The organism is Curtobacterium sp. WHRI 8282, from assembly GCF_040223925.2.
GTDB classification, from domain to species: Bacteria; Actinomycetota; Actinomycetes; order Actinomycetales; family Microbacteriaceae; genus Curtobacterium; species Curtobacterium flaccumfaciens.
In genome coordinates this window covers 50462-77428 of the sequence record NZ_JBEHCD020000005.1, presented here as the reverse complement: position 1 = coordinate 77428, position 26967 = coordinate 50462, and the positions used below count along the sequence as shown (strand labels likewise).

Below are 26967 nucleotides of genomic sequence, written 5' to 3'. Positions count from 1 at the left end.
GACGACCACGAGGTGCGCACCGCCGACCACGAGGTGAGCACGGCCGACCGCGGGGCGAGCACGGCGGCACCGGCGTCCGACCTGGCGATCCGCACCACGGGCCTCCAGAAGGTGTTCCGCAAGCAGCGTGCGGTCGACGGGATCGACCTGGCGGTGCCACGTGGCGCGGTCTTCGGGTTCCTCGGGCCGAACGGTTCCGGCAAGACCACCACGATCCGGATGCTGCTCGGGCTCTCGAGCGCGAGCGGCGGCACCATCGAGTTGCTCGGCGAACCGATGCCGAAGGCGCTGCACGACGTCCTGCCCCGCGTCGGCGCGCTCGTCGAGGGGCCGGCCTTCTACCCGTACCTGTCCGGCCGGGCCAACCTGCAGCGCTTCGACGCCGCCGACCCCACCTCGGACCCGCGCACCCGCAAGGCCCGCGTGGCCGGTGCCCTCGACCGCGTCGGGCTGACCCACGCGGCCGACAAGAAGGCGCACGCGTACTCCCTCGGCATGAAGCAGCGGCTCGGCCTCGCGAACGCCCTGCTGTCCCCGCGCGACCTGCTGGTGCTCGACGAGCCAACGAACGGCCTCGACCCGCAGGGCACGCGCGAGGTCCGCAACCTCATCCGCTCCCTGGCCGACGACGGCACCACGGTGTTCGTGTCGAGCCACCTGCTCGCCGAGATCGAACAGGTCTGCACGCACGCAGCCGTCATGCGGACCGGCAAGATCGTCGCGCAGGGCCCCCTCGACGAGCTCCGCGCAGCCGGGGCCCGGACCGTGACCGTGCGGACGCCCGACGTCGGGCAGGCCGGTTCCGTCCTCACCCGACTCGGGCTCGCCCCGCGGCACGACGGCGGGGCCGACGTACTGGTGGCCGACCTGCCGAACGAGCTGCTGCCCGAGACGATCACCGCTGAGCTCGTGCGCGCCGACGTCCGGGTGCGCGGCCTGACGGTGGGCGGCGGCACCCTCGAGGACCTGTTCGTCGCACTCACCGGAGAGGGATTCGATGTCGCAGCCTGACGCGGCCGTGCGCGACCTGCCCGTCCGCCGCCGGCAGCGCCCGTTCGCACTGCTCGGTTCCGAACTCGCGCTGGTGTTCCGGCGTCGCCGCACCTGGGCGATGCTCGGGGCACTCGCGCTCGTGCCGATCCTGATCGCGGTCGCCGTGAAGCTCACCACCGACGGCGACGACGGCGGGCCGGCGTTCCTCGGCGACATCACCAACAACGGCCTGTTCGTCGCGTTCACCGCGCTGACCGTGTCGATCCCGCTGTTCCTGCCGCTGACCGTCGGCGTGGTCGCCGGTGACACCGTCGCGGGCGAGGCCAGCCACGGCACGATCCGCTACCTGCTCGTCGCACCGACGGGCCGCGTGCGGTTCATCCTGGTGAAGTTCGCCGGTGCCGTCGCGTTCTGCCTGGCCGCCACCCTGCTGGTGGTGCTGGTCGGTGCGGCGATCGGCGCCGTGCTGTTCCCGATCGGCCCCGTCACGCTGCTGTCCGGCACCCAGGTGGGCGGCTGGTCGTACGCCGGCCGTGCCCTGCTGCTCGCGCTGTACGTCGCGATGTCGATGCTCGGGCTCGTGGCGATCGGCATGTTCACGTCGACGCTGACGAACGTGCCGGTCGGCGCCATGGCAGCGACGGTCGTGCTCGCCGGGGCGTCGCAGGTGCTCGACCAGCTCCCCCAGCTCGACTGGCTGCACCCGTTCCTGTTCTCGCACCAGTGGCTCGGGTTCGGTGACCTGCTGCGCGACCCGATCTCGTTCGACTCGTTCGGGTCGAACGCGGTGCTGCAGCTCGGGTACGTCGTGGTGTTCGGGGCGCTGGCGTACAGCCGGTTCGCCTCCAAGGACATCCTGAGCTGACGTCGCAGGGGCCCGGCACGAAGGTGTCGGGCCCCTGCGACGCTCCGCTCGCTCAGCTCGCGGGCGACGCCGATCCGCCGGCCATCGTCTCCGTGTCGGTCCCCCGCGCATCGGCGTACCGGTCGCGCAGGTCACGGGCCTTCTCGGAGCGGTACCAGTCGAGCCGCGCCCCGGTCTCCACCGTCTGCATCCCGATCACGACCTTGCCGCGGGACTTCATCTCCGCCAGGTCCTCGTACGCCTCGACGATGTACTCGAACGGGTAGAAGCCCGAGATCAGGACCTGCACCCGGCGATCCTGCACGGCCTTCGCCAGCAGGGTGAGCAGTTCGCGGGTCTCCTCGTCCTCGGCGGGTGCACGGAGGAACCGGACCTCGATGTCCCGGCGCTCCTCCGACGACACGAACCGCTCCTGGCCGACGCCGAGACGTTCGGCCAGCAGCTCGGCGTTGCTCTCCCCGTGGTTGTCGATGAACGCGGTGATCGGCCGACCGTCGGCGATGTCGCGGATGCGGTCCTCCTCGCCCTCACCGTAGGCGACGGGCAGCGTGCCGATCTGTCGCAGGTAGTCGTGGTTGCGGGGGCTGCCGAGGGCGATCACGGTCGCGCCGGCGTCGTGCGCCAGCTGGCACTCGATGTGTCCGACGCCACCGGCTGCGGCCGAGATCACGACGGTGTCCTGCGGTCCGAGCCGGAGCGACCGGACGACCGACACCGCGGTGCAGCCCGCCAGGTACAGGCCGCCGGCGACCTCCCACCCGACGTGCTCCGGCTTCTTGATGACGGCGCCGCGCGGCACCGCGATCCAGGTGGCGTGGGCGCCGCCGGTCGGCGCGTGCCCCATCACCTCGTCGCCGATGCGGAGGTCCTTCACGCCGTCGCCCCGCGCGCGCACGATGCCGGCGAAGTCGACGCCCTGATGTGCGGGGAACTCGAGGTCGACGTGGTCGCGGAGCTTCCCCTCGCGCAGGAACCGCTCGATGTGGTTCAGGCCCGCGGCCACGATCTCGACGACGATCTCGCCCGGTCCGGCCTCGGGCTTCTGCTGGGGGACGAGCTCGACGACGTCGAAGTCGCCGTACCGGTCGTACTGCACTGCACTGCCGACTCGCATGGGTGCTCCTTCGCTCCAGGTGTGCGTCCGTGCTACTCGGTGTTCCCGCACGCAACCCGAAGACGTGGGGTACCGCGGCTGTGGACGTGACCAGACGACGGACTGGAGGCCCGTGGCGGCATCGCCACGGGCCTCCAGTCCGTCGTCACGCGCGTCCACCGCGCGTGGGGACCGGGCTCAGTGCTTGCCGGCGGCCGCGATGACGGCGCGGACCGTCTCGGGGTCGAGGCGGAACGCCCGCGGGTCGGCGTCGCCCCGGGGCACGCGGACCGGTGTCGACCAGACGGAGCCGTCCGCGGCGACGTCGACGACGAGTGCGCCGCTGTCGACGACGGCCGATTCCTCGTCGTACGGCCCGACGACGTCGGTGTCGTTCGCGACACCGGGGGCGACGAGGACCGGGACGCCCGCGAGTGACCCGGCGAAGTGGTGGTGGTAGTGGCCGGCGAGAACGACCCGCACGTCGGAACCACGGATGACGTCGGCGAGCGCCTCGGGGTTCTGCAGGCGGAGGGCCTCGTGCAGCTCGGTCGGAGCGGGCAGCGGCGGGTGGTGCAGGACGACGACGGTGCCGTGCGGGGCGTCGTCCGGGCCGCTGTGGGCGTCTTCGGCCAGGACTGTGCGCAGGTGCTCGAGCGCCGTGTCGCTGAGCTCGCCGTACCCGGCACCCGGGACGCTCGTGTCGACGGTCACGATCCGGCGCCCGCCGACGATCGACTGCCCGGAGACCGGCACCGTCGGCGGCAGGTACTCCATCGTGTGCATCAGCGCCGTGCCGCCCTGACCCAGGACGTGCCCGTTCGCCAGGACCTGCCGGAACCCCTCGCGCAGGTCGTGGTTGCCGGGGACCGCGACGAAGGCCCCACCGTGCCGCTCCGCCCAGACGCCGACGCGGTCCCGCACGGTCGCGTAGGACTCGGGGGTGCCGTCCTCGGAGACGTCGCCGGAGACGACCACCAGCCCGATGCCGGGCACCTGGTCGACGTGGGCGAGCAGTCGTTCGAGCGCGGCCGTGGTGTCGACCGCGCCCTGGTGCAGGGCTCCGTCGCCGGTCAGGTGGGTGTCGGAGAGGTGGAGGATGCGGAGGGTCCCGGCTGCTGGCGGCTGCATGCGTCCACGGTAGCCACGGCCCCCGTCAGTCCGGTGCTGCGGGCACTTGGTGAGCAGGAATGGTCGGGTCGCGCCAGCGGACCCGACCATTCCTGCTCACGAAGTCCGCGTCCGGCCGTCAGTCCGGTGCTGCGGCCAGCTGGTCCTCGAGGTTGAACACCTCGGGCAGCACCCGCGCCGTCTGGTCGGCGCGCCCGGTGGCCCCGGCGAAGAGGTCCTGCATGTGCGCCTCCCACGCCGTGGCCACCTCGGACGCGGCGAGCGCGGCGTCCGCATCGGCCACCGAGTCCGTCTCGTAGTACCCGATGAGCAGCCCGTCGTCGTCGAGGAACAGCGAGTAGTTCCGCCGCCCCGCCGCCGCGATCGCCCGGAGCATCGCCGGCCACACGGCGGCGTGCCGCTCGCGGTAGGCGTCGAGCAGCTCGACCTGCACCTGCAGCCGGAAGCAGACGCGGGTCACCGGCCGGCCTGTTCGCGGCGACGCTGCTCGGCGTCGTGGACGGTTCGCTCGTCGGCGGTGCGGACCGTCCCGGTGACCGTGGTGACGGTGCCGTAGCGCTCGGCTTCGATCGCCTCGAGGGTCTTGCCCTGGGTGCGCGGCGCCCAGATCGTGCCGACCAGGAACGACAGCGCGAGGAGCCCGAGGATCAGGCCGCCGAGAGCCCGCAGCCCGATGTCCGACAGCAGCAGCGGGAACCAGATGCTCAGCAGTCCGACCATGACGCGGGCAGCCAGGAACAGCACGCCCTGGGCGCTGGCGCGGTACCGGGTGGCGAAGAGCTCGCTCGTCCACAGGCCGTAGAACGCCTGCGCGCCGATGCCCGACGAGATGCCCCACGCCACGGCGAAGAACAGCAGGGTGCCGAGGTTGGCGGGCGCGTAGATGAGCACGGCCCACGCGATGATCGCCAGCACGGCACCGGCGGCGTAGAGCGCGCGTCGGCTGACCCGGTCGGCGTACCGCATGAAGCCGAAGTACGTCGCGGCCACCGTGCAGCCCCAGACCAGGATCTGCAGTCCGTACTGCTCGGTGACGCTCGTGACCCCGGTCGCCGCGTACACCCGGGGCTGGAAGATGCCGGCCTGCCCGGCGACGGTGTTCCAGAGCGCGTAGACGCCGAACAGGAACAGCATCGCCGTCAGGTTCTTCCGGCGGCTGAACAGCTGCGTGATCCCGTGGAAGAAGTTCGCCGTGCCGGTGGCCGCGCGCTCGTCCTTCCAGATCGCCGACTCGGGCAGCCCGCGGCGGAGCCACCACACGATCGCGGCGACGACGAACAGGTGGGCGAAGATGAGGCGGCTGCCGAGCAGGCCGAGCGGTGCCGCGGCGATCGCCAGGGCGAACCCGACCATCGGCCCGATCGACCACGCGAGCTGTGCCGTGCCGACGTGGGCCGCACGCTTGTCCGCGGGGGCCTGCTCGGCGATGTAGGTCCAGCTCGCCGGGACGCCCGCACCGACGGCGATGCCGGTCAGGATGAAGCCGACCAGGAGCATGCCGTAGCTGCCGGCGAACACCGCGAGCAGGATGCCGAGCATGTAGAGGAGCAGGTCGTACGTGTAGATGAACTTCCGGCCGTACCGGTCGCACAGCGGTCCGCCGACGATCGCGCCGACGGCGGCACCGAAGGCGTTCGCGGACAGGCTCGCGAGCAGGCCGACCTCGAGGTTGCCGATCCGGAACTCCGCCTGCCACAGGCTGAGGCTCGTGGCGATCGCGATGATCGACCCCGACTCGATGTAGTTCGACATGGCCACCGAGACGGTGGCCTTCCAGCCCGTGGTGTTCCGGGCTCCGATGCGGACCGCCATTGGTCCTCCGTTCGCGTGTTCGTCGGTGAATCGTTTCAACGGGACGACGAGGACGATAGCGCTCCGGTGTGCGCGCTGGCAAGAGGGGGTTCGCCGGGCTGCTCCTCGCACCGTGCGAGGGGCGCTCACCCCACGCGAGGTTGCGCCCGCACCGTGCGAGGGGGCGCTCGCCCCGTGCGAGGTCGCGCCTCGCACCGTGCGAGGGGGCGTTCGCCCCGTGCGAGGTTCCGCCTCGCACCGTGCGAGGGGGCGTTCGCCCCGTGCGAGGTTGCGCACTCCGTGCGAGCCTTTCCACCCCGCACCGAGTGCGGAACCTCGCACCAGCCGCGCGGCTCGCACCAGCCTCACGCCTCGCACCGTGCGCGGGGCAGTCGACGCGATCACCCCACGGACGGGAGGCCCGGCACCAGCCCGCCCCGCGCCTCCCGTCCGCGTTTTCCACAGATCACGGCGCGGGCCGACCGCGCGGACCGCGCCGATGCCAGGATGGCCACATGGCGGTCAGTGTGCGAGAGGTGGCAGCGCTCGCGGGGGTGTCCCTCGGCACGGTGTCGAACGTGCTGAACCGCCCTGACAAGGTCGCTCCCGGCACGGTGGAACGCGTGCAGTCGGCGATCGCGACGCTCGGGTTCGTCCGCAACGACTCCGCACGGCAGCTCCGGGCCGGACGCAGCTCCACCGTCGGGCTCATCGTGCTCGACGGCGGCAACCCGTTCTTCACCGACGTCGCCCGGGGTGCCGAGGACGCCGCGATGGACAACGGCCTCGCGGTGCTGATCGGCAACTCCGACGAGTCGACCGACCGCGAACGCACCTACGTCGACCTGTTCGAGGAACGCCGTGTCGCCGGACTCCTGATCTCCCCCGCCGGGGACGACCTGTCCCGCCTCGCGCGGCTGCGTGACCAGGGCACCGCCGTGGTGCTGGTGGACCGCCGCGCCGACGACGAGCACTTCGCCTCGGTCTCGGTCGACGACATCGCCGGTGGTCGCATCGCGGTCGAGCACCTCGCGGCGATCGGCCGCACCCACATCGCCTTCGTCGGTGGCCCGTTCGGCATCCGCCAGGTCGCCGACCGGCACGCCGGGGCACTCGCCGCCGCACAGGCCGCGGGCATCCGGCTCGAAGCCCTGCCGACCACCTCGCTGTCCGTGCTCGAGGGGCGCCGCATCGGCGAAGCGATCCAGGCACGGCCGGCCGCCGAACGCCCGGACGCCGTCTTCGCCGCCAACGACCTGCTCGCCGTCGGGCTCGAACAGGCCTTCATCATGCGCGGCACCATCGCGGTGCCCGAGCAGATCGCCATCGTCGGCTACGACGACATCGCGTTCGCCGAGTCCGCCGTGGTCCCGCTGACGTCGGTGCGGCAGCCCGCGCAGGACCTCGGTCGTCGCGCGATCAAACTCCTGACGAAGCAGGTCGAGCAGGGGCAGGACATCGACCTCGAGCACGTGGAGTTCACACCGGAGCTCGTGGTGCGGCAGTCCTCCGTCGCCGACGCCTAGGGCGCGGTCCGGACAGGGGTCCCCCGCCGCCTACGATCGGAGCATGGTGCATGTCCCCCGGCGCGACGGTCCGCCGAGCGTGCACCACGTCGCAGCCCGGGCCGGGGTCTCGCTCGCGACCGTCTCGAACGTCCTGAACCATCCCGAGCGGGTCGCCGACGCGACCGCCGCACGCGTGCGGGACGCGATCGACGCGCTCGGGTACACGCCGAACCGCAACGCCCGGGCGCTGGTGTCCGGCAGCACGCGCGCGATCGGCCTGGTGGTGATGTCGCTGCGGAACTCCCTGTTCAGCGACATGGTCAACGGCGCACAGCTGGCCGCACGGGAACGCGGCTTCACCCTGCTGATCGCCAGCAGCGAGGACGACCTGCAGGCGCAGGGCGAACACCTCGCCTACCTCGAGAGCGCCCGGGTGTCGGGGATCCTGCTCGCCTCGATGACGGAGTCCCGCGACCAGGTCGAGGTCGCGCGGCGCCACGGTCGGCCCGTCGTGTACGTCAACTACGAACCGACCGAACTCGACGCGTGCGCGGTGGTCGTGGACAACGAGCAGGCCGGGTTCCTGGCGACCGAGCACCTGATCGACCGAGGCTGCCGACGCATCGGGTTCGTGAGCGCCCGTCCGGACCTGCAGCCCGTCGACCGACGACGGGCCGGCGTGCTGCGGGCCGTCGCGGCGCATCCCGGGGTCGAGCTCGTCGACGTCGACGCCGGGGACATCGACCCGCCGGGTGGCACCGACGCCGGGCTCCGCATCGCCCGGATGCCCGAGGACGAACGCCCCGACGGGGTGCTGGGTGTGACCGACCTGCTCGCGATGGCCGTCGTCTCCGAGCTCCGAGCCGCCGGGATCCGCGTCCCCGAGGACATCCCCGTGTCGGGCTGCGACCACAACTCCGTGGCGTGGGGTGGTGCGGTGCCGCTGACCTCGGTGACGATGCACGGCTCGGAGATGGGTGCGGCCGCGGTGGAACTGCTGCTCGAGGAACTCACCGACCCGATGCACGTGCACCGGACCGTCGTGCTCGGCAGCGAGCTGGTGCCGCGCGAGAGCACGCTCGGTCGCGAGGGCGCGGCCGCAGCAGCCGCCGCGGCCGCCGTCGCGGGCACGATCACGTCGAGCGACCCGAGGCGCACCGAGGCCTGACCGGCGGCGGACCAACCCGCGAGAGCGACACATCCGCAGGTGGCCACGCCGTCCGGTCCGCCAGAGCGACAGATCGGCGCGAACGTTCGGCGGCGCACTGTCGCTTTCGCGGGCAGCGGGCTGTGGGCCGGGCCGACGCGCAGGAGGCGACGCCGGCCCGCGGACGCGACCGGACGCCGGGCGGGAGGCGCGGGGCCGGGCCGGCACGGGCCTCCCGGGCGGCGGGCGGCGCGACCACCGCACGGTGCAGCACCGCAGGTCGGTTCGGTGCGAGGTCGAGCCCGCTCTGCGGGATCGCGTAACGAAATCGGCACAGCGATTGACACGCTTCAATCCGCGTGGTTCCATCCTGATTGAAACGTTCTAAAACGCAGTGACCGGACCCCGCGACGGCGCGGGATCCGGGTCCGTTTCACCCGGGGTACCCCAGCCCCGGGCCTTACGAGGAGGTAAGGAATGTCAGTTCGTTCCATGACCAAGCGCGCGATCGCCATCGGCGGCGCGACGGTCCTGATCGGCGGGCTCGCCGCGTGCTCGTCCGGCGGCTCCGCCGACGAAGGTGGCGGCAAGGTCGAGATCACCTACCAGGCCGACAACGCCCCGGCCACCGCGGCCACCGCGAAGCCGCTCATCGAGGCCTTCGAGAAGGCCAACCCCGACATCACCGTCAAGTTCGACACCCGCCCCCAGGGCACCGACGGCGACAACCTGATCAAGACCCGGCTGTCGACCGGCGAGGCCGCCGACGTCTTCAACTACAACTCCGGCTCGCTCATGCAGGCCCTCAACCCGGACAACACCCTGGTGGACCTGTCCGACGAGAAGTGGGCGGGCGACGTCGACCCGCAGTTCACCAAGGTCGTCAGCACCGACAAGGGCATGTACGGCGCCCCGTTCGGCACGAGCTTCGGCGGTGCGGTGCTCTACAACACGAAGGTCTACGACGACCTCGGCCTCAAGGTCCCGACCACCTGGGACGAGTTCGTCAGCAACAGCGAGAAGATCAAGGACGCCGGCGACGTCGCCCCGATCATCCAGACCTACGGCGACACCTGGACCAGCCAGCTGTTCGTCCTCGGCGACTTCGCGAACATCACCGCACAGGACGAGAAGTGGGCGGACGACTACACCGCCAACAAGGAGTCCTACGCCGACGAACCCGCACTCGCCGGGTTCGAGCACCTCGCCGAGGGCAAGGACAAGGACCTCTACAACGAGGACTACGCCTCGGCCACGCAGGCGAACGGCCTGAAGATGCTGGCCGACGGCACCGGTGCGCAGTACCCGATGCTCACGAACGCGATCTCCGCGATCCAGCAGGACTCCCCCGACGCCGTCGACGACATCGGCGCGTTCGCCCTGCCGGCCGAGGACGCCGCGGACACGAACCTGACGATCTGGGAGCCGAACGGCCTGTACATCCCGAAGACGACCACGGGCGACAAGCTGGCGGCGGCGAAGAAGTTCATCGCCTTCGCGAACTCCACCGAGGGCTGCCAGGTGCAGAACGACACCGGCACCCCCGCCGGCCCGTACGTCATCTCGACGTGCTCGCTGCCGGACGACGTGCCCCCGATGATCGACGACCTGCAGAAGTACCTGGACGACGGCAAGGCGAGCCCCGCGCTCGAGTTCCTGTCCCCGATCAAGGGCCCGAACCTCGAGAAGATCTGCGTGCAGGTCGGCTCGGGCATCACCACCGCGAGCAAGGGCGCCGACCAGTACGACGACGACGTCGTCCAGCAGGCACAGCAGCTCGGCATCAAGGGCTGGTGATCGGTGTGACCGCGACCCTCACGACGGCGGTGGCCCCGCCGCAGACACGCAAGGCCGGCCGCCCCGGACCAGCGCGCAAGCGGATGCGCTCGTTCTACCCCGCGTGGTTCTTCATCCCCGCGATCGCGCTGTACGTCGTGTTCTTCGCGGTCCCGACGTTCGCCGGGTTCTACTTCTCGCTCACCCGCTGGACGCTGTTCGACCAGACCTTCATCGGCTTCGACAACTTCGTCCGGTTCTTCCAGGACCCGCAGCTCGTCTCCGGGTTCGTGCACACCTTCCAGTACGGCTTCGTGACGAGCGCGGCGAAGGTGGTCCTCGGACTCGCCCTCGCCCTGCTCCTCACGTCGCCCGTGCTGGGGCGCGGCTACCTGCGGGCGGTCGTGTTCTTCCCGGTGCTCGTGTCGACCATCGGCATCGGCATCACGTTCAAGGCGCTGATGGACCCGTTCCACGGGATCATCAACGGCGTGCTGGGTTCGGTCGGCCTGCCCACCCCCGGGTGGCTGACCGACCCGGCGCTCGCACTGTGGAGCGTCGCCGCGGTGGACGTCTGGAAGGGCGTCGGCATCGCGACGCTCATCTTCATCGCCGGCATCGTGGCGATCCCGCAGGAGTACTTCGAGGCGGCACGGGTCGACGGCGCGAGCGCGTGGTCGATCTTCCGGAACATCACGTTGCCGCTGTCCCGCCCCGCGATGGGCACCGTCATCATCCTGTCGCTCATCGGCGGCCTGCGGTCGTTCGACCTGATCTGGGCGATGACCGGCGGCGGGCCGGGCTTCACGAGCGACGTGATCGCGAGCGTGATCTACAAGCAGTACCAGGCCGGGTTCTACGGCCTGTCCACCGCCGGCAACGTGGTCCTGTTCGTCGTCGTCACGGCGATCATGGTCCCCGTCTCGTGGCTCCTCAACCGCAAGGAGGCAGAGCTGTGACCGCAATCGGCAGCACCCGTCGGACGGCTGGCCCGGCGACCCGGAACCGCCACCCCGGGCGTGCCCGCCGGTGGATCATCGGCTCGATCGCCATCGTCGTCAGCTTCGTCGTGTTCCTGGTGCCGTTCGTCTTCGTCCTGCTCCAGGCCGCGAAGAACCCCGCCGAGGCGAACCAGCTCGGCTTCAGCCTGCCGACCGACTGGCAGCTGTGGCAGAACCTGCAGGCGGTGTTCCAGAGCGGCGACGGCGGGATCCTGCGCGCGTTCTGGAACAGCGCACTGCTCACCGTCGGCAGCGTCACCGTCATGGTCGTGTTCTCCGCGATGGTCGGGTACGTCCTGCAGCGGCGGCCGAGCAAGTGGAACGGCCTGATCAACTTCTTCGTGCTGGCGGGGCTCATCGTGCCGCCGGCGATCGTGCCGACCATCTGGGTGCTGCAGGGGCTCAACCTGTTCAAGACCATGGGCGGGATGGTCCTGATCGAGGCGACCTTCGGCCTGTCGTTCTGCATCCTGCTGTTCCGGGCGTTCGTCGCGACGATCCCGAAGGAGCTCGACGAGGCCGCCGTGCTCGACGGCGCCGGCCCGGTCCGCCTGTTCTTCGGGGTGGTGCTGCCGCTGCTCAAGCCGGTGATCATCACGGTCGTGCTCGTGCAGTCGGTGACGGTGTTCAACGACTTCACGAACCCGCTGTACTTCCTGCCGGGGTCCGAGAACGCGACCGTGCAGCAGACGCTCTACGCGTTCCAGAGCCAGTCGGTCAGCCAGCTGAACTTGCTGTTCACCGACGTGCTGCTCATCACGATCCCGCCGCTGATCCTCTACGTCTTCTTCAACCGTCAGATCGTCGCCGGCATGACCAGCGGCGCCGTCAAGGGCTGACCGCCCACCCCGGCCTGGAGGCGCGACCCGCCTCCGCCACACCGCCCAGCCGGGCGGACGGCCGGGCCCACGACCCCCGCACCGGTCGACGACGACCGGTCGCGTGAAAGGACCACCACATGACCACCTGGACCGCACCGTTCATCGCGGCCGACACCGACCTCGGCAGCGCCCCGATCCTGCGTCGGGAGTTCCCCCTCGACGACGGCCACGGCGCCGTCACCGCCGCCACCCTCGACGTCAGCGCCCTCGGCGTCGTCGAGGCCTGGCTCGGCGGGCAGCACGTCTCCGACCACCTGCTCGAACCGGGGTGGACGAGCTACGAGTGGCGCATCCGCGTCGTCTCGCACGACGTCACCGAGCACCTGTCCGACACGCTCCCCGGCCAGCCTGCCGTGCTCGCGCTCGTCATCGGCAACGGCTGGGCCGCCGGACGACTGGCCTGGGGCGGCGGTGGCGGCTGGTACACCGACGAGCGTGCCGGGTTCGCCGAGCTCCGGATCACGTTCGCCGACGGGCACGAGCAGCACGTCACGACCGACACCGACTGGCAGGCCCTGTCGAGCGCGATCACCGCGGACCAGCTCTACGACGGGCAGGACATCGACGCCCGACTCCGCGACGGCTCGTTCCTGACGCCGGGCGAGGTCACCGTGCCCAGCGTCGACGGGCACCGGGGGCGGACGAGCACGGTGCACACGGTCGACATCGGCGAGCGCGAACTCGTCGCCGACACGGTGCCGCCGGTGCGCCCGCTCGCCGAGATCGCCCCGGTGGCGATCTGGACGAGCCCGTCGGGAGCGACCCTGCTCGACTTCGGCGTGAACCTGGTCGGGTGGCTCCGGGTCACCGCGACCGGCCCGGCCGGCACCGTGCTCACCCTGCAGCACGCCGAGGTGCTCGAGCACGACGAGCTCGGCACCCGCCCCTTGCGCACCGCGAAGGCGACGGACCACTTCACCCTGCGCGGTGACGACGAGCCCGAGACGTTCGAGCCCCGGTTCACCTTCCACGGGTTCCGGTACGCGCAGGTCGACGGCTGGCCGGGCACCCACGACGAACTCCGCGCCGCGGTCACCGCCGTGCAGGTCGGGTCGGACCTCACCCGCACCGGCACGTTCGCGTCGAGCCACGAGCTGCTGAACACCTTCCACGACAACGTCGTCCGGGGCATGCAGGGCAACTTCCTGAGCGTGCCGACGGACTGCCCGCAGCGCGACGAGCGACTCGGCTGGACGGGTGACATCGCCGCGTTCGCCCCGACGGCCTCGTACCTGTTCGACACGCGGACGTTCCTGGCCGACTGGCTGCGCGACGTCTGGCTCGAGCAGCAGCACGCCGACGGGGTCATCCCGTTCGTGGTGCCGGACGTGCTGAAGTACTCCCCCGCCGAGGACTTCGGCACGCCCGACGCGACCGCCGTGTGGTCGGACGCCGGCGTCTGGGTGCCGTGGACGCTGTACCAGGCGTACGGCGACACCGCGGTGCTCGAGGAGCAGTTCGACTCGATGGCCGCACACCTGCGCCGGGTCCGTGACCACCTGTCCCCGGAGGACCTGTGGGACACCGTGTTCCAGTTCGGCGACTGGCTCGACCCGGACGCCCCTCCCGAGGCCCCGGCCGACGCGAAGGCCGACAAGGGCGTCGTCGCGACGATCTGCGCCTACCGGTCCGCGACGATCGTGGCGGACGCGGCGGAGCTGTTGGGCGGTCACGAGGCGGAAGCAGCGGAGTTCCGGGAACTCGCCACGCGCCTCCAGGCCGGGTTCCGCACCCACTACCTGCAGGACGACGGGCGGATCCTGTCGGACGCGACCACGGTGTACACGCTGGCGATCGTGTTCGGGATCCTGTCCGAGCAGGAGCAGGCCGTGGCCGGCGAGCGTCTCGCCGAGCTGGTCGAGGCGTCCGGGTACCGGATCTCGACGGGCTTCGCCGGGACCCCGTTCATCACCGACGCGCTGACGCAGACGGGCCACCTGGAGGACGCCTACCGGCTGCTGCTGCAGACGGAGTGCCCGTCGTGGCTGTACCCGGTGACGATGGGCGCGACGACGGTGTGGGAGCGGTGGGACTCGATGCTGCCGGACGGCACGATCAACCCGGGTGAGATGACCTCGTTCAACCACTACGCACTCGGAGCCGTGGCGGACTGGATGCACCGGGTGGTGGGTGGCCTGTCGCCGCTGTCGCCGGGGTACTCGGCCGTCCTGATCGCGCCGCAGCCGGGCGGTGGGCTGACGTGGGCGGAGACCTCGCTCGACACGGTGCACGGGCACGTCGCCGTGCGGTGGGAGCTCGTCGACGGGGAGTTGCGCGTCCGGGCGACCGTGCCCGAGGGCGTCTCGGCCGTGGTGCGCCTGCCGGGTGCGCCCGAGCAGCAGGTCGGCGGCGGAACGCACGACCTCCGCGCCCCCGCCGCGGTCCCCGCCGGGTAGGCCCCTGGCTCGCAAAACACCGGTGTTCGCGCGTCGAACCCCCGAACGCGCGTGTTCAACACGTGAACACCGGTGTTTTGCGGCACCAACGGCACCACGGCACCACCACGGTTGCGGCAGCCCGCCGCGCGCCGTACTGTATGAAACGATTCAATCGCACACGAGGAAGTGACACGATGACATCGACCCCGAGCTTCGCCGGCATCGCCGACCAGCTGGCACGACAGCAGATCGAGCTGCCCAGCTGGGCCTTCGGCAACTCCGGCACCCGCTTCAAGGTGTTCAGCACGCCGGGTACCCCGCGCGACCCGTACGAGAAGATCGCCGACGCCGCCCAGGTGCACGAGTACACCGGCCTGGCCCCCAGCGTCGCGCTGCACATCCCGTGGGACCTGGTGGACGACTTCGCCGACCTCAAGCGCCACGCCGAGGAGCACGGGGTGTCGCTCGGCACCGTCAACTCGAACACGTTCCAGGACGACGACTTCAAGTTCGGCGCCCTGACCCACGTCGACGAGACGATCCGGCAGAAGGCGATCGACCACCACCTGCGCTGCATCGACGTGATGGACGCCACCGGCAGCCGCGACCTGAAGATCTGGCTCGCCGAGGGCTCGAACTACCCCGGTCAAGAGGACATGCGCTCCCGCCAGGACCGCCTGCACGAGTCGCTCTCGACGATCTACGACCGCCTCGGTGCCGACCAGCGGCTCGTGCTCGAGTACAAGTTCTTCGAGCCGTCGTTCTACCACACGGACGTCCCCGACTGGGGCACCAGCTACGTGCAGACGGCGGCACTCGGGCCGAAGGCGATGGTCTGCCTCGACACCGGGCACCACGCCCCCGGCACGAACATCGAGTTCATCGTGATGCAGCTCCTGCGCCTCGGCAAGCTCGGTTCGTTCGACTTCAACTCGCGCTTCTACGCCGACGACGACCTGATCGTGGGCGCCGCGGACCCGTTCCAGCTGTTCCGGATCCTGGTCGAGGTCATCCGCGGCGGCGGCTACGACAACCCCGACGTGGCGTTCATGCTCGACCAGTGCCACAACGTCGAGGACAAGATCCCCGGCCAGATCCGCTCGGTGCTCAACGTGCAGGAGATGACGGCCCGCGCGCTGCTCCTCGACCGCGTCGCACTGACCGCCGCGCAGGAGGCCCACGACGTCCTCGGCGCGAACGAGGTCTTCATGGACGCGTACCAGACCGACGTCCGGAAGGACCTGGCCGAGTGGCGCGAGTCCCGCGGGCTGCCGGCGAACCCGATGCGCGCCTACCTGGAGTCCGGGTACCAGCAGTCGATCGCCGAGGACCGCGTCGGCGGCGTCCAGGCCGGCTGGGGCGCGTAGGAACATGACGAACACAGTGGAGGCACGGGTGGACCCCGCAATGCACGGCACCGACGCAGACACCACGATCCGGGCGCTGGTCGCGCGCTCGAACGCGCTCGGCTCGGATCCGCGGATCACGAACTACGCGGGCGGGAACACCTCCGCCAAGGGCACCGACACCGACCCCGTCACGGGCGAACCGGTCGAGCTGCTCTGGGTGAAGGGCTCCGGGGGCGACCTCGGCACCCTCACCCCGGCGGGCCTCGCGGTCCTGCGCGTCGACCGCGTCCGTGCCCTCCAGGACGTCTACCCCGGGGTGGAGCGCGAGGACGAGATGGTCGCCGCCTTCGACTACACGCTGCACGGCAAGGGCGGTGCCGCGCCGTCGATCGACACCGCGATGCACGCCCTCGTCGACGCGGCCCACGTCGACCACCTGCACCCCGACGCCGGCATCGCGATCGCCACCGCGGCGGACGGTCCGGCCCTGACCGAGCGGATCTTCGGCGACCGGGTCGTCTGGGTGCCCTGGCGCCGGCCCGGGTTCCAGCTCGGGCTCGACATCGCAGGCGTCAAGCGAGACCACCCGCAGGCGATCGGCACGATCCTGGGCGGCCACGGCATCACCGCGTGGGGGGACACGAGCGACGAGGCGCAAGGCAACTCCCGCTGGATCATCGACACCGCCGAGCGGTACCTCGCGGAGCACGGCACGGCCGACCCGTTCGGCGGCGTCCGAGCGGGTTTCGAAGCACTGCCGACCGACGAACGTCACGCACGCGCCGCCGCCCTCGCCCCGACGATCCGCGGCATCGCCGGGCACGACAAGCCGGTCGTCGGGCACTTCACCGACAGCGACGTCGTGCTCGAGTTCCTGGCGAGCGAGCGCGCCGAAGGGCTCGCGGCCCTCGGCACCAGCTGCCCGGACCACTTCCTGCGCACCAAGGTGAAGCCGCTCATCCTCGACCTGCCGGCCTCGGCGAGCGTCGACGAGCACACCGCCCGCCTGCACGAACTGCACGAGCAGTACCGCGCGGACTACCAGGCCTACTACGACCGGCACCGGACACCGGACTCCCCCGCGATCCGCGGCGCCGACCCGCTCATCGTGCTGGTCCCCGGCGTCGGGATGTTCTCGTACGGCAAGGACGCCCAGACCGCCCGGGTCGCCGGGGAGTTCTACATCAACGCGATCAACGTGATGCGCGGTGCCGAGTCGGTCAGCACCTACGCCCCCATCGACGAGGCCGAGAAGTTCCGGATCGAGTACTGGGCCCTCGAAGAGGCGAAGCTGCAACGGATGCCCGCACCCAGGAAGCTCGCGACGCGCATCGCCCTGGTCACCGGGGCAGCGTCCGGAATCGGCAAGGCGATCGCGAAGCGCCTGGCGGCCGAGGGCGCCGCCGTCGTCATCGCCGACCTCGACCTCGAGAAGGCCACCGCTGCGGCAGCCGAGATCGGCGGCCTGGACCAGGCCATCGGCGTCGCGGCGAACGTGACCTCGGCAGCGGACATCGAGCAGGCGATCCAGCAGACGCTGCTGCACTTCGGCGGTCTCGACCTCGTCGTGAACAACGCCGGCCTGAGCCTGTCGAAGAGCCTGCTCGACACCACCGAACAGGACTGGGACCTGCAGCACGACGTCATGGCGAAGGGCTCGTTCCTGGTGTCCAAGGCGGCGGCGAAGGTCCTCATCGAGCAGGGCCTCGGCGGCGACATCGTGTACATCTCGTCGAAGAACTCGGTGTTCGCCGGCCCGAACAACATCGCCTACTCCGCCACGAAGGCCGACCAGGCCCACCAGGTGCGGTTGCTCGCGGCCGAGCTCGGTGAGCACGGCGTCCGCGTCAACGGCATCAACCCCGACGGGGTCGTGCGCGGCTCCGGCATCTTCGCGAGCGGCTGGGGCGCCAACCGCGCCAAGACGTACGGCATCGAGGAGCAGGACCTCGGCAAGTTCTACGCGCAGCGCACGATCCTGAAGCGCGAGGTCGTGCCCGAGAACGTCGCGAACGCCGTCTACGCCATCTGCACCGACGACTTCTCGCACACCACCGGCCTGCACGTGCCCGTCGACGCCGGTGTCGCCGCGGCCTTCCTGCGATAGCGACGACCGACGAACACCGAGCAGGAGCAGAGCATGCACACCAGCGGCAGCGTCGCCGCGGTCGACCTCGGGGCCACCAGCGGCCGGGTGATCGTCGGCCACGTCGACCCGGACGGGGTCCGGATGGACCACCTCGCGCGGTTCCCGAACGGCCCCGTCACCCTGCACGAGGGCGACGCCGACACCGGCCGCGACGCCCTGCACTGGGACGTCGTCGAGCTGTACCGGCAGGTGACCGAGGGGCTGCGGCGTGCGTTCGCCGAGCACCCCGCGATCGCCAGCATCGGCATCGACTCGTGGGCGGTCGACTACGGCCTGCTCCGCGACGGCCGTCTGCTCGGGCTGCCGTCGCACTACCGCGACGACCGGCACCAGGGCGGTGTCGTCCCCGTGCACGACCGGATGGCCGCCGCCGAGCTGTACGCCCGGAACGGTCTGCAGCACCTGCCGTTCAACACCCTGTTCCAGTGGGCTGCCGACCCGTCGCTGCGGCTCGCGCAGCGTGCGCTGCTCGTGCCCGACCTGCTCGGGTACTGGCTGACGGGGGTCGAGGCGGCCGAGCGTACGAACGCCTCGACGACCGGGGCCCTGAACGCGACCACCCGTGGGTGGGACCCGGCGGTGCGGGCTGCTGCGGGCCTCCCGGCCGGGCTGCTGCCCACGCTGCGCGACCCGGGCGACCGACTCGGCCCCCTGCTGCCGTCCGTCGCCGCGCTCGTCGGCGGGCAGGCCGACGTGACGCTGGTCGGCTCGCACGACACGGCGAGCGCCGTCGTCGCGGTCCCCGCGACGGAGCCGGACTTCGCCTACATCTCGTCGGGCACGTGGTCGCTCGTCGGCGTCGAGCTCGACGCGCCCGTCCTGTCGGACGCGGCACGACGCGCGAACTGCACGAACGAGGGCGGTGTCGACGGCCGCGTCCGGTTCCTGAAGAACGTGTCCGGACTGTGGTTGCTGTCGGAGAGCGTCCGTACCTGGGAGCGCGGTGGCGACCACGTCGACCTGGAGGCCCTGCTCGCCTCCGCCGCGGCCGTCACCGCCCCGGTCCCCGTCTTCGACCCCGCGGACGAGTCGTTCACGGCACCCGGCGACATGCCGGCGCGGATCGCCGCGTGGTGCGCGGCGCACGGGCTGAGCGCCCCCGCGTCGCGCGCGGAGTTCGTCCGGAGCATCCTCGAGTCGCTCGCGACGGCGTACGCCGAGACCCTGCGCACCATCGCCGACGTGACCGGCAAGGCCATCCGGGTCGTGCACGTCGTGGGCGGCGGCTCGCAGAACCGGCTGCTCTGCCAGCTGACCGCGGACCGCACCGGCCTGCCGGTCGTGGCCGGCCCGGTCGAGGCCACCGCACTCGGCAACGTGCTGGTGCAGGCGCGCGCCGTCGGACTCGCGGGCCTCGGAGGGGCTTCACTGGAGGCACTCCGCAGCATCGTCGCACGGAGCGTCGAGCCCGTGCGGTACACCCCGTCGGCGTCGTCGCGCGTCGATCCCGATCGATCCCCCGTCAGGAGCCACGCATGACCACGACCGACGACCAGCACCGGATCGACCCCGCAACCGGCGCACCGGCGCCCGCGACCGGGTCCGCCTCCGCCGCTCGCACGCGGGTCAAGCGGCAGCTGCCGACGGTGCGGGACCTCGCGCCGCTCATGCAGTTCAAGAAGCCCTCGCTGCCGGGTCGACGTCAGCGCCTCGAACAGGCCTTGACGATCTGGGACCTGCGGGACATCGCCGCCCGCCGAACCCCGAAGGCCGCGTTCGACTACACCGAGGGCGCGGCCGAGGCGGAGATCTCCCTGGCCCGCGCGCGGCAGGCGTTCGAGGACATCGAGTTCACCCCGGCGATCCTGCGCGACGTCTCGAGGGTGGACACCTCGCGCCAGGTGCTCGGCGCGCCGGTGTCGTACCCGTTCGGCATCGCGCCGACGGGCTTCACGCGGATGATGCAGACCGAGGGCGAGCGGGCTGGCGCCCGGGCAGCCGGACGTGCCGGCATCCCGTTCTCGCTCTCCACGATGGGCACCACCGCGATCGAGGACGTCCGCGACGCCAACCCGCACGGGCGCAACTGGTTCCAGCTGTACATGTGGAAGGACCGCGAGAAGTCGATGGCGCTGGTCTCCCGCGCCCAGCAGGCCGGCTTCGACACCCTGCTCGTCACCGTGGACGTCCCCGTCGCGGGTGCGCGGCTGCGGGACAAGCGGAACGGGTTCTCGATCCCGCCGCAGCTGAGTGCCCGGACCGTGGTGAACGCGATCCCGCGGCCCTGGTGGTGGTTCGACTTCCTGACCACCGAGCCGCTGGCGTTCGCGTCGCTCGACCGCTGGTCCGGCACCGTCGGCGAGCTGCTCGACCACATGTTCGACCCGACCGTCACCTACGAGGACCTCGCCTGGATCCGTGACCAGTGGCAGGGCAAGGTCGTCGTCAAGGGCGTGCAGTCGCTGGCCGACGCCAAGCGCCTGGCCGACCTGGGCGTCGACGGCATCACGCTGTCGAACCACGGCGGGCGACAGCTGGACCGCGCCCCCGTCCCCTTCCACCTGCTGCCCTCCGTGGTCAAGGAGGTCGGGAAGGACACCGAGGTGCACCTCGACACGGGCATCATGTCCGGCGCCGACATCGTGGCTGCCGTGGCCCTCGGCGCGAAGTTCACGATGGTCGGCCGCGCCTACCTGTACGGGCTGATGGCCGGCGGCGAGGCCGGGGTGGACCGGATGATCCAGATCCTGTCCGAGCAGATCGAGCGGACCATGCGGCTGCTCGGGGTCGCCTCGCTCGACGAGCTCGAGCCGGGGCACGTGACGCAGCTGCAGCGGTTGCAGCCGATCCCCCGGGTCTGACCCGTCGGCTCGTCGCGCGTTGCACCGTGCACGTTCGACGGTCGGACACCGGGCGTTCGTCGGTCGATTTCCGTGACGCCCCCCGAACGGGTCACAAATGATGCAAGATGTCCGTGGACGTGTCAACGAAACCCTCGGCATCCGGCCGGCTGATGCGTCCGTCCCTCCCCGCATCCTGCGCCCGAGCATCCACGAGGAGCCCGACATCTCGACCCGAAGCACGTGCACGCCCTCGCGCGGCACGACCACACGGACCACGTCCACACCCCCGACCACCCGAGGGGGCACCCGATGATCCGCCACCGCGCGATCCTGGCGGTCGCGACCGCGGGCGCCCTGGTCCTCGGTGTCCCCACCGCCGCCTCCGCCCGCACCTGGTGGGGTTGGGACGGCGAACGCCGCTGGCACAACGCCCCGGTGAACCCGACGCCGGCCCCGGACGAGACGGAGACCCCGGCCCCCACCGACGAGTGGACCCCGGATGCGGAGCCCGAGCAGGACTCCGCGCCGATCGAGGACTCCGCCCCCGTCGCCGAGGCCGCGCCGGAAGCGGCGCCCGAAGCGGAGGGATCCCTCGCGGACCTGTCCGCGATCGCACCGGACGCCTCGTTCGTCGAGGACTTCAGCAAGGACGCCGTCACGGGCCTGGTCTCGTCGCTGTACCCGCAGTCGTGGCAGGCCTACCCCGACGGCACCTCGGGCATCTACGCGCCGAGCAAGACCGTGTCGGTGCACGACGGCGTGATGGACGTCGCCCTCGGCACCGGTGCCGGAGCGGCCGGCACCTTCGGCTCCTCCGACGGCGCCTGGGACCACGTCGGCGGGTCGTTCTCGGTCCGCGCGAAGGCGACCGGCGGCGACGGCAACGGCGCGGCCTTCATGCTGTGGCCGACGTCGAACGTGTGGGCCGACGGCGAGATCGACTTCCCCGAGGGCAACTTCGAGGACAGCCCCTCGGTGTTCCACCACTCGATGACCCCGGGCAAGGAAGCCGAGCGCGTCCAGCTCGGCACCGGCGTCTCGTGGCGCGACTGGCACACCTACAAGGTCGACTGGGTCCCCGGTCAGTCCGTCACCTACAGCGTCGACGGCAAGGTCCTCGGCACGATCACGCACGACGTGCCGACGACCCCGCACCGCTTCATGTTCCAGGTCGGCAACTGGGGCGAGAAGGGCAACCTGCTCATCGACTGGGTCTCGACGACCGAGTAGCGTCCGCAGGTCCACGACACGGCCGACGGGAGGCCCGGTGCCAGCTGGCACCGGGCCTCCCGTCCGTCTGCGTGGTCATGTTCCGGGCGTCACGCGCGCCGCTCAGAAGAGCGCGTTCAGGTCCGCGTAGTCCACCCCGGCCGCCAGCGAGTCGTAGGTGCCGGTGGTCAGGAGTTCGGCCGTGGCCTGCCGAGCGACGGCGTACGCGGCCTGCGCGACGGCGGAACCGAGACTGATGCGGGCCACACCGATCCCGGCGAGTTCCGACACGGTCGGCGACCCCGGACCGGCCATCACGTTCACCGGGCCATCGATCGACTCCACCAGCGCGCGGATGGTCTCGACGTCTCGGACTCCGGGGACGAACACGCCGTCCGCGCCGGCTCCGCGGTAGCGACGAGCACGCTCGAGCGTCTCGGCCAGGCGTCGTTCGGGATCGACGAGACCGGCGAGGTGGACGTCGGTCCGTGCGTTGACGAACAGGCGCACCCCGGCTCGTTCCGCCGCGCGCCGGGCCGCCCCGATGCGGTCGGCGAGCGCATCCGGATGCAACCTGCCGTCCTCGATGTTGATCCCGACGGCGCCCGCTTCGAGCACCGCGTCCACCGTGCGCGCCACACCGTCCGCGTCGTCGGCGTACCCGGACTCGAGGTCGACGGTGACCGGCACCGACACCGAAGCCGCGATCCGCGCGACCGCGTCCATCGCTTCCGCCCGGGTCAGGGTGTTGCCGTCCGGTCGCCCGAGTGACCAGGCGACGCCCGCACTGGTCGTGGCGATCGCGGTCGCGCCGGCGTCCTCGACGAGTCGGGCGCTCGCGGCGTCCCAGACGTTGACGAGGACGAGTGGCCGGGATGGGTGGTCGTGGAGTCCGTGGAAGGTGGCGGCTCTGGTCGAAGTCGTGTTCACCCCTCGATCCCAGCGCTCCGAGCGCGGACGAGCTGGCGGATTCCGGACGACGCGGTGGGGCCGCTCAGCCCTCGGGGAGAGGAGACCTGCTCAGCAGGCGCATCGTGCTGCTGCTCAGAGCTTCTCGTCGACGAGCGCGATGAAGCGGCTGCCGATGCCCTCGACCTCACGCCGCGTCAGGCCGGCGGTGGGCTCGGGCGCCTGGTACGGGGCGTGGTAGTCGCACATCAGGTAGTCCCATTCGGGCCACCACTTCTTCGGGCGCGCCTCTTCGTCGAAGCCGCAGACCACGCACTCCAGGCGCGTCCAGACCTTCTTGGTGCCGGTGCGGTTGGCGCGGGACTGCACGAGCCAGGCGGGCGGGTCCTGCTCGATCGCGTCGAGCTCCGCTTCGCTCAGGCGCGACGGGATGCCGTGGCGGGTCGCCATCTCGAGGGGGATGTCGAGCCGGACGGCGGCTTCGCGGCGGGAGAGCATCCGTCCAGGGTAGGTCCTGCCACCTCCCACCTCGAACTGCGTCAACGGTCGAGGGCTCCGACCGCGGACTTTCCTCGAGCGGGCAGTCCGTGTATGGTCTCGATCACTGAGGTAAAAGGCGCCGCGATCTGCGACGCACCAGCACGCGGCATCGAACGAGTCGCCACTTCTTCCCTCGAAGGAGTGCGCCATCGTGTCCCCCATTCCCGCTCTCACCACCGGGCACGTGCCCGCCGGTGACTCGTCGCCTCGTCTGCGCGACGCCTGGATCGCTCTCGCCGGGCTGTCCGCGGTGTTCCTGTTCGAGATGCTCGACAACTCCGTGCTCAACGTCGCCCTGCCGACGATCGGCCGCGACCTGGGCTCGTCGACCACGGGCCTGCAGTGGGTCTCGGGCGCCTACTCGGTCGCCTTCGGAGGGCTGATGCTGCTCTTCGGCGCCGTCGCCGACCGCATCGGACGCCGTCGGGTCATGCTCGCCGGTCTCGTCCTGCTGGCCCTGGCGAGCCTCGCCACGGCGGTGGTCACGTCGACCGAGCAGCTGATCGCCGTGCGGGTCGTGATGGGCGTCGCCGCGGCGATGACGACGCCCGGGTCGATGGCGCTGGCGTTCCGCCTCTTCGACGACGAAGGCCTCCGGGTGCGGGCGCTCACTGTCATCTCGACGGCCGGGCTCGTGGGGCTGGCAATCGGTCCGACCGTCGGCGGGTTCGTGCTCGCCGTCGCCCCGTGGCAGGTGCTGCTGCTGGCCGACGTGCCGATCGCGGTCCTCGCGCTCGTCGGCATCCGGTTGGGAGTCTCACGCGACGAGGCGGCGGGGCTCCGTCGCGATCCGGTCGACGTGGTCGGAGCGCTGCTCGGCACCGTGACCACGGCCGGAGCACTCGTGGCGCCGACGATCCTGGTCGAGTCCGGAGCTACCGGCTGGTGGGGGTGGGCCGTCCTTGCCCTCGCCGCCACCTGCGCGGTGGGGTTCGTCGCCCGCGAGCGGACCGCGCGGCACCCGCTGATCGACCTGCACCTGCTCGCCCGACCACTCGTCTCGAGCGGCCTCGCGTTCAAGGCCGCGTCGGGTCTGGCCGTCGCCGGACTGTCGTACCTCGTGACCCTGCAGCTGCAGTTCGCCTGGGGCTGGCCGCCGGCGCTGGCCGCCGTCGGGACGTTGCCGCAGGTGGTCGTGCTACTCGTCGGCGGCCGCTTCGTCGGGCCGTTCGTGCAGCGGGTCGGCCTGGGCCGCGCCGCCTGGATGAGCGCCGTCTCGGTCGTCTCCGGTCTCGCGGTCTTCGGCGCCCTGAGCCGGCACGGGTACCCGTGGGTGCTCGTCGCGCTCGTGCTCGTCGCAGCCGGCATGCGGGTCGTCGGCGTCGTCGCCGGCGCGTCGGTCCTCACGGGACTGCCCGCGGACCGCACCTCCGTCGGAGCTGCGCTCGTCGACACCTCGAGCGAGCTCGCGGGCGGTGCCGCCGTCGCCGCGGCGGGGACCATCGTCGCCGCCTTCGTCGCCGGGAGCATCACCACGACCACCTGGACCGCCGCCCGGCTCGAGGGCTTCCAGGACGCCCTCACCGTCGCCGGCCTCGGCCTCGCCGCGGTCGCAGCGCTGCTCGTCGTGTTCGGCATGCTCCGAGCCCGGCCCACCGTCGAACCAGAGGACGAGGCCCCGTCCCAACCTGCCGACACCACCCCTGCACACACCGACCCGATCACCATCACCGAGGAGACCTCCCGTGCCTGACACCATCACCCTCCCCCGCCCGCCGTTCGATCCCGAGTTCGTGCCCTTCCTCACGGCCATGGACGTGCGAGGCCGCTTCCACCTCACGACCCGGATGCTGCCGCAGATGCGACAACTGGACATGCCGGAGGCGCAGCTCGACGAAGGACTGCGTGCTCGCGGCCTCGAGCGGAGCAGCGTCACGATCCCGGGGCACCGCGGCGACCCGATCGACCTCGCCGTGATCCAACGCGCCGGCCGAACCGGCACGGCTGCCCTGGCCTACGCGATCCACGGCGGCGGCATGATGTTCGGCCACCACCTCGGCAACCTCGACTCCTACGACGAGTGGCTGCTGGTGCACGACGTCGTCCTGGTCAGCCCCGACTACCGCCTGGCGCCGGAACACCCGGACCCGTACCCGGTCGAGGACTGCTACGCCGGTCTCGTCTGGGCAGCCGAGCACGCCGACGAACTCGGCATCGACCCGGAGCGCATCGTCCTCGTCGGGCAGAGCGCCGGTGCCGGTCTCGCCGCCGGCACGGCCCTCCTGGCCCGCGACCGACAGGGGCCCTCCGTCCTCGGCCAGGTGCTCGTGAGTCCCATGCTCGACGACCGCGACGCGACGCTGTCGGCTCGGCAGTTCGACGGTGTCGGAGTCGCCGACCGGGAGATGACACGGTTCGGCTGGGACGCCTACCTCGGTGACCGGCGGGGTGGCGAGGACGTCTCCGTCTACGCTGCGCCCGGCCGCGCGACCGACCTCACCGGGCTCCCGCCCGCGTACATCGACTGCGGCAGCACCGAGGTGTTCCGCGACGAGACCGTCGCCTACGCCAGCTCGCTGTGGTCTGCAGGAGTCCAGGCGGAACTGCACGTGTGGCCGGGAGCGTTCCACGGATCGACGAGCATGATGCCCGACGCGACGCTGTCGCGGCGGGCCGTGCAGGCTCTGCGCGAGTTCACCGGACGTCTCCTCAGCCCGGCGGTTTGACGGCAGTCCCGGCACGAGCGCGTCGCGGCGCTCGTGCCGGGACCGGCTCCTGTTCGCAGCAACAGCTAGATCCGGTCCAGGGACACCACCGTGACGACGATCGGCCACGCCTCACCGTCGAGCTGCACGGACCGCAGCCCGCGCGGCAGGGCTTGCCCGTCTTCGGACTCAACGACGACTCCCTGCAGCCCGATGAGGTGCCCGGAACCCCTGCTGTAGTGCACGCGATCACCGACGACGGGCATGATGATGGTGTCCGCCGCCAGCTCCTCTGCAGCGAGTTCCACGGTGAGAGGCCAAGACTCCGTGAGCACCTCGGCGAGCTGTGCCTCGAACACGCCGCGTTCGTCGAGCTCCGCGTCGCCCGCCTCGGGATCCACGATCCTCGCGACTGGCAGGATCTGCTGGCCGATCGTGCGCGCGACTCCGCATCCGATCGCGACACCCAGGCCGGCGAGGGACAGCCCCGTGCTCGCCATCTCGAACCGCAACGGGACTGGCTCAGCAACGACCTGACGGATTCCGCCGTTCGAGCCGCCGGCGGTGTGCGCTCGCAGGGCAGTCGCCTTCACCGCGCCGTGGAGTCGTGGCGCGACCGGAGCTGCTCGTGTCCGCCGGAGATCACCGCCGAACTGCTCGCCGAGATGCTTCTTGAACGCAAGGGCGCCAGGCCGTCGCTCGTCGCAGTTGTCCATCGGGTCGCCTTCGGGTCGGCTTCTCGCAGCCTCGGGTCAGGCTGTTCCCGGACCGTACTGCCGGACCGTCGGCCCACACGACGGTTCCTCACCGATCTTGCGG

At 71.3% G+C, this 26967-nt stretch carries 22 protein-coding genes; 15 read left to right on the top strand and 7 right to left on the bottom strand.

Annotated features, from left to right (window positions below; genetic code table 11):
* Positions 1 to 33 precede the first annotated feature (33 nt).
* Complete coding sequence (locus tag ABRP24_RS16225; RefSeq protein WP_349849552.1) at positions 34 to 1011, top strand: ATP-binding cassette domain-containing protein; 978 nt, start codon at positions 34 to 36, stop codon at positions 1009 to 1011.
* Positions 998 to 1858, top strand: a complete 861-nt coding sequence (locus tag ABRP24_RS16220; protein ID WP_027466217.1) for an ABC transporter permease — start codon at positions 998 to 1000, stop codon at positions 1856 to 1858. Before ABRP24_RS16225 ends, ABRP24_RS16220 begins: the two co-directional genes overlap by 14 nt.
* Positions 1859 to 1910: 52 nt before the next feature.
* On the opposite strand, the gene ABRP24_RS16215 is transcribed toward ABRP24_RS16220, so the two are convergent.
* The 4 genes from ABRP24_RS16215 to ABRP24_RS16200 form a co-directional block, all read right to left on the bottom strand.
* Positions 1911 to 2972 (bottom strand): NADP-dependent oxidoreductase, encoded by a 1062-nt coding sequence (locus ABRP24_RS16215; RefSeq protein WP_051596869.1) that lies wholly within the window; start codon positions 2970 to 2972, stop codon positions 1911 to 1913.
* Positions 2973 to 3149: 177 nt separating this feature from the next.
* Complete coding sequence (locus ABRP24_RS16210; protein WP_349849522.1) at positions 3150 to 4082, bottom strand: metallophosphoesterase; 933 nt, start codon at positions 4080 to 4082, stop codon at positions 3150 to 3152.
* Between the two features lie 118 nt (positions 4083 to 4200).
* A complete protein-coding gene (locus ABRP24_RS16205) occupies positions 4201 to 4542 on the bottom strand; it encodes an L-rhamnose mutarotase (protein ID WP_071247715.1) in 342 nt (113 codons plus the stop codon).
* Positions 4539 to 5894, bottom strand: a complete 1356-nt coding sequence (locus tag ABRP24_RS16200; protein WP_349849525.1) for an MFS transporter — start codon at positions 5892 to 5894, stop codon at positions 4539 to 4541. The genes ABRP24_RS16205 and ABRP24_RS16200 overlap by 4 nt, the downstream gene beginning before the upstream one ends.
* Positions 5895 to 6388: 494 nt before the next feature.
* Here ABRP24_RS16200 and ABRP24_RS16195 point away from each other — a divergent pair, with 494 nt between their 5' ends.
* The 11 genes from ABRP24_RS16195 (at position 6389) to ABRP24_RS16145 (ending at position 22075) form a co-directional block, all read left to right on the top strand.
* Positions 6389 to 7399 carry a LacI family DNA-binding transcriptional regulator gene (locus ABRP24_RS16195; RefSeq protein ID WP_349849527.1) on the top strand — a complete coding sequence of 337 codons (1011 nt, stop codon included), beginning with the start codon at positions 6389 to 6391 and terminating at the stop codon, positions 7397 to 7399.
* 43 nt (positions 7400 to 7442) lie between these two features.
* Positions 7443 to 8549 carry a LacI family DNA-binding transcriptional regulator gene (locus tag ABRP24_RS16190; RefSeq protein WP_051596868.1) on the top strand — a complete coding sequence of 369 codons (1107 nt, stop codon included), beginning with the start codon at positions 7443 to 7445 and terminating at the stop codon, positions 8547 to 8549.
* A gap of 456 nt (positions 8550 to 9005) precedes the next feature.
* The gene (locus ABRP24_RS16185) at positions 9006 to 10325 is read left to right on the top strand and encodes an ABC transporter substrate-binding protein (protein ID WP_349849530.1); all 1320 of its coding nucleotides are present in this window, start codon (positions 9006 to 9008) and stop codon (positions 10323 to 10325) included.
* Positions 10326 to 10330: 5 nt separating this feature from the next.
* Positions 10331 to 11263 (top strand): carbohydrate ABC transporter permease, encoded by a 933-nt coding sequence (locus ABRP24_RS16180; RefSeq protein WP_035809020.1) that lies wholly within the window; start codon positions 10331 to 10333, stop codon positions 11261 to 11263.
* A gap of 5 nt (positions 11264 to 11268) precedes the next feature.
* Positions 11269 to 12144 carry a carbohydrate ABC transporter permease gene (locus ABRP24_RS16175; protein ID WP_349849555.1) on the top strand — a complete coding sequence of 292 codons (876 nt, stop codon included), beginning with the start codon at positions 11269 to 11271 and terminating at the stop codon, positions 12142 to 12144.
* 119 nt (positions 12145 to 12263) lie between these two features.
* Entirely contained in the window at positions 12264 to 14582 is a 2319-nt protein-coding gene (locus ABRP24_RS16170; RefSeq protein ID WP_349849532.1) for a family 78 glycoside hydrolase catalytic domain, read from the top strand.
* A gap of 176 nt (positions 14583 to 14758) precedes the next feature.
* The gene (rhaI, locus tag ABRP24_RS16165) at positions 14759 to 15931 is read left to right on the top strand and encodes an L-rhamnose isomerase (protein WP_349849534.1); all 1173 of its coding nucleotides are present in this window, start codon (positions 14759 to 14761) and stop codon (positions 15929 to 15931) included.
* A gap of 40 nt (positions 15932 to 15971) precedes the next feature.
* Positions 15972 to 18020, top strand: coding sequence for a bifunctional aldolase/short-chain dehydrogenase (locus ABRP24_RS16160; protein ID WP_349849557.1), 2049 nt, complete (start codon positions 15972 to 15974; stop codon positions 18018 to 18020).
* A 33-nt stretch (positions 18021 to 18053) separates the two neighbouring features.
* Entirely contained in the window at positions 18054 to 19541 is a 1488-nt protein-coding gene (locus ABRP24_RS16155) for a rhamnulokinase family protein (protein WP_349849536.1), read from the top strand.
* 128 nt (positions 19542 to 19669) lie between these two features.
* The gene (locus ABRP24_RS16150) at positions 19670 to 20863 is read left to right on the top strand and encodes an alpha-hydroxy acid oxidase (protein WP_110862347.1); all 1194 of its coding nucleotides are present in this window, start codon (positions 19670 to 19672) and stop codon (positions 20861 to 20863) included.
* Positions 20864 to 21154: 291 nt separating this feature from the next.
* Entirely contained in the window at positions 21155 to 22075 is a 921-nt protein-coding gene (locus tag ABRP24_RS16145; protein WP_349849538.1) for a glycoside hydrolase family 16 protein, read from the top strand.
* 102 nt (positions 22076 to 22177) lie between these two features.
* Here ABRP24_RS16145 and ABRP24_RS16140 read toward each other — a convergent pair whose 3' ends face one another.
* Both ABRP24_RS16140 and ABRP24_RS16135 read right to left on the bottom strand, forming a co-directional pair.
* Positions 22178 to 22984 (bottom strand): isocitrate lyase/phosphoenolpyruvate mutase family protein, encoded by an 807-nt coding sequence (locus ABRP24_RS16140; RefSeq protein ID WP_232749863.1) that lies wholly within the window; start codon positions 22982 to 22984, stop codon positions 22178 to 22180.
* 114 nt (positions 22985 to 23098) lie between these two features.
* Positions 23099 to 23461, bottom strand: coding sequence for a hypothetical protein (locus ABRP24_RS16135; RefSeq protein WP_111022117.1), 363 nt, complete (start codon positions 23459 to 23461; stop codon positions 23099 to 23101).
* 307 nt (positions 23462 to 23768) lie between these two features.
* On the opposite strand from ABRP24_RS16135, the gene ABRP24_RS16130 reads away from it, so the two are divergent.
* Positions 23769 to 25196 carry an MFS transporter gene (locus ABRP24_RS16130; protein WP_232750045.1) on the top strand — a complete coding sequence of 476 codons (1428 nt, stop codon included), beginning with the start codon at positions 23769 to 23771 and terminating at the stop codon, positions 25194 to 25196.
* Positions 25189 to 26169 (top strand): alpha/beta hydrolase, encoded by a 981-nt coding sequence (locus tag ABRP24_RS16125; RefSeq protein ID WP_349849542.1) that lies wholly within the window; start codon positions 25189 to 25191, stop codon positions 26167 to 26169. The genes ABRP24_RS16130 and ABRP24_RS16125 overlap by 8 nt, the downstream gene beginning before the upstream one ends.
* A gap of 65 nt (positions 26170 to 26234) precedes the next feature.
* On the opposite strand, the gene ABRP24_RS16120 is transcribed toward ABRP24_RS16125, so the two are convergent.
* The gene (locus tag ABRP24_RS16120) at positions 26235 to 26864 is read right to left on the bottom strand and encodes a hypothetical protein (protein WP_232749861.1); all 630 of its coding nucleotides are present in this window, start codon (positions 26862 to 26864) and stop codon (positions 26235 to 26237) included.
* Positions 26865 to 26967 lie beyond the last annotated feature (103 nt).

Coding starts and splice junctions, on each gene's coding strand:
- ABRP24_RS16220 (WP_027466217.1), top strand. CDS start 998: ATGTCGCAGCCTGACGCGGCCGTGCGCGACCTGCCCGTCCGCCGCCGG.
- ABRP24_RS16215 (WP_051596869.1), bottom strand. CDS start 2,972: ATGCGAGTCGGCAGTGCAGTGCAGTACGACCGGTACGGCGACTTCGAC.
- ABRP24_RS16210 (WP_349849522.1), bottom strand. CDS start 4,082: ATGCAGCCGCCAGCAGCCGGGACCCTCCGCATCCTCCACCTCTCCGAC.
- ABRP24_RS16200 (WP_349849525.1), bottom strand. CDS start 5,894: ATGGCGGTCCGCATCGGAGCCCGGAACACCACGGGCTGGAAGGCCACC.
- ABRP24_RS16195 (WP_349849527.1), top strand. CDS start 6,389: ATGGCGGTCAGTGTGCGAGAGGTGGCAGCGCTCGCGGGGGTGTCCCTC.
- ABRP24_RS16190 (WP_051596868.1), top strand. CDS start 7,443: ATGGTGCATGTCCCCCGGCGCGACGGTCCGCCGAGCGTGCACCACGTC.
- ABRP24_RS16185 (WP_349849530.1), top strand. CDS start 9,006: ATGTCAGTTCGTTCCATGACCAAGCGCGCGATCGCCATCGGCGGCGCG.
- ABRP24_RS16170 (WP_349849532.1), top strand. CDS start 12,264: ATGACCACCTGGACCGCACCGTTCATCGCGGCCGACACCGACCTCGGC.
- rhaI (WP_349849534.1), top strand. CDS start 14,759: ATGACATCGACCCCGAGCTTCGCCGGCATCGCCGACCAGCTGGCACGA.
- ABRP24_RS16160 (WP_349849557.1), top strand. CDS start 15,972: ATGCACGGCACCGACGCAGACACCACGATCCGGGCGCTGGTCGCGCGC.
- ABRP24_RS16155 (WP_349849536.1), top strand. CDS start 18,054: ATGCACACCAGCGGCAGCGTCGCCGCGGTCGACCTCGGGGCCACCAGC.
- ABRP24_RS16150 (WP_110862347.1), top strand. CDS start 19,670: ATGCAGTTCAAGAAGCCCTCGCTGCCGGGTCGACGTCAGCGCCTCGAA.
- ABRP24_RS16145 (WP_349849538.1), top strand. CDS start 21,155: ATGATCCGCCACCGCGCGATCCTGGCGGTCGCGACCGCGGGCGCCCTG.
- ABRP24_RS16135 (WP_111022117.1), bottom strand. CDS start 23,461: ATGCTCTCCCGCCGCGAAGCCGCCGTCCGGCTCGACATCCCCCTCGAG.
- ABRP24_RS16130 (WP_232750045.1), top strand. CDS start 23,769: ATGCTCGACAACTCCGTGCTCAACGTCGCCCTGCCGACGATCGGCCGC.
- ABRP24_RS16120 (WP_232749861.1), bottom strand. CDS start 26,864: ATGGACAACTGCGACGAGCGACGGCCTGGCGCCCTTGCGTTCAAGAAG.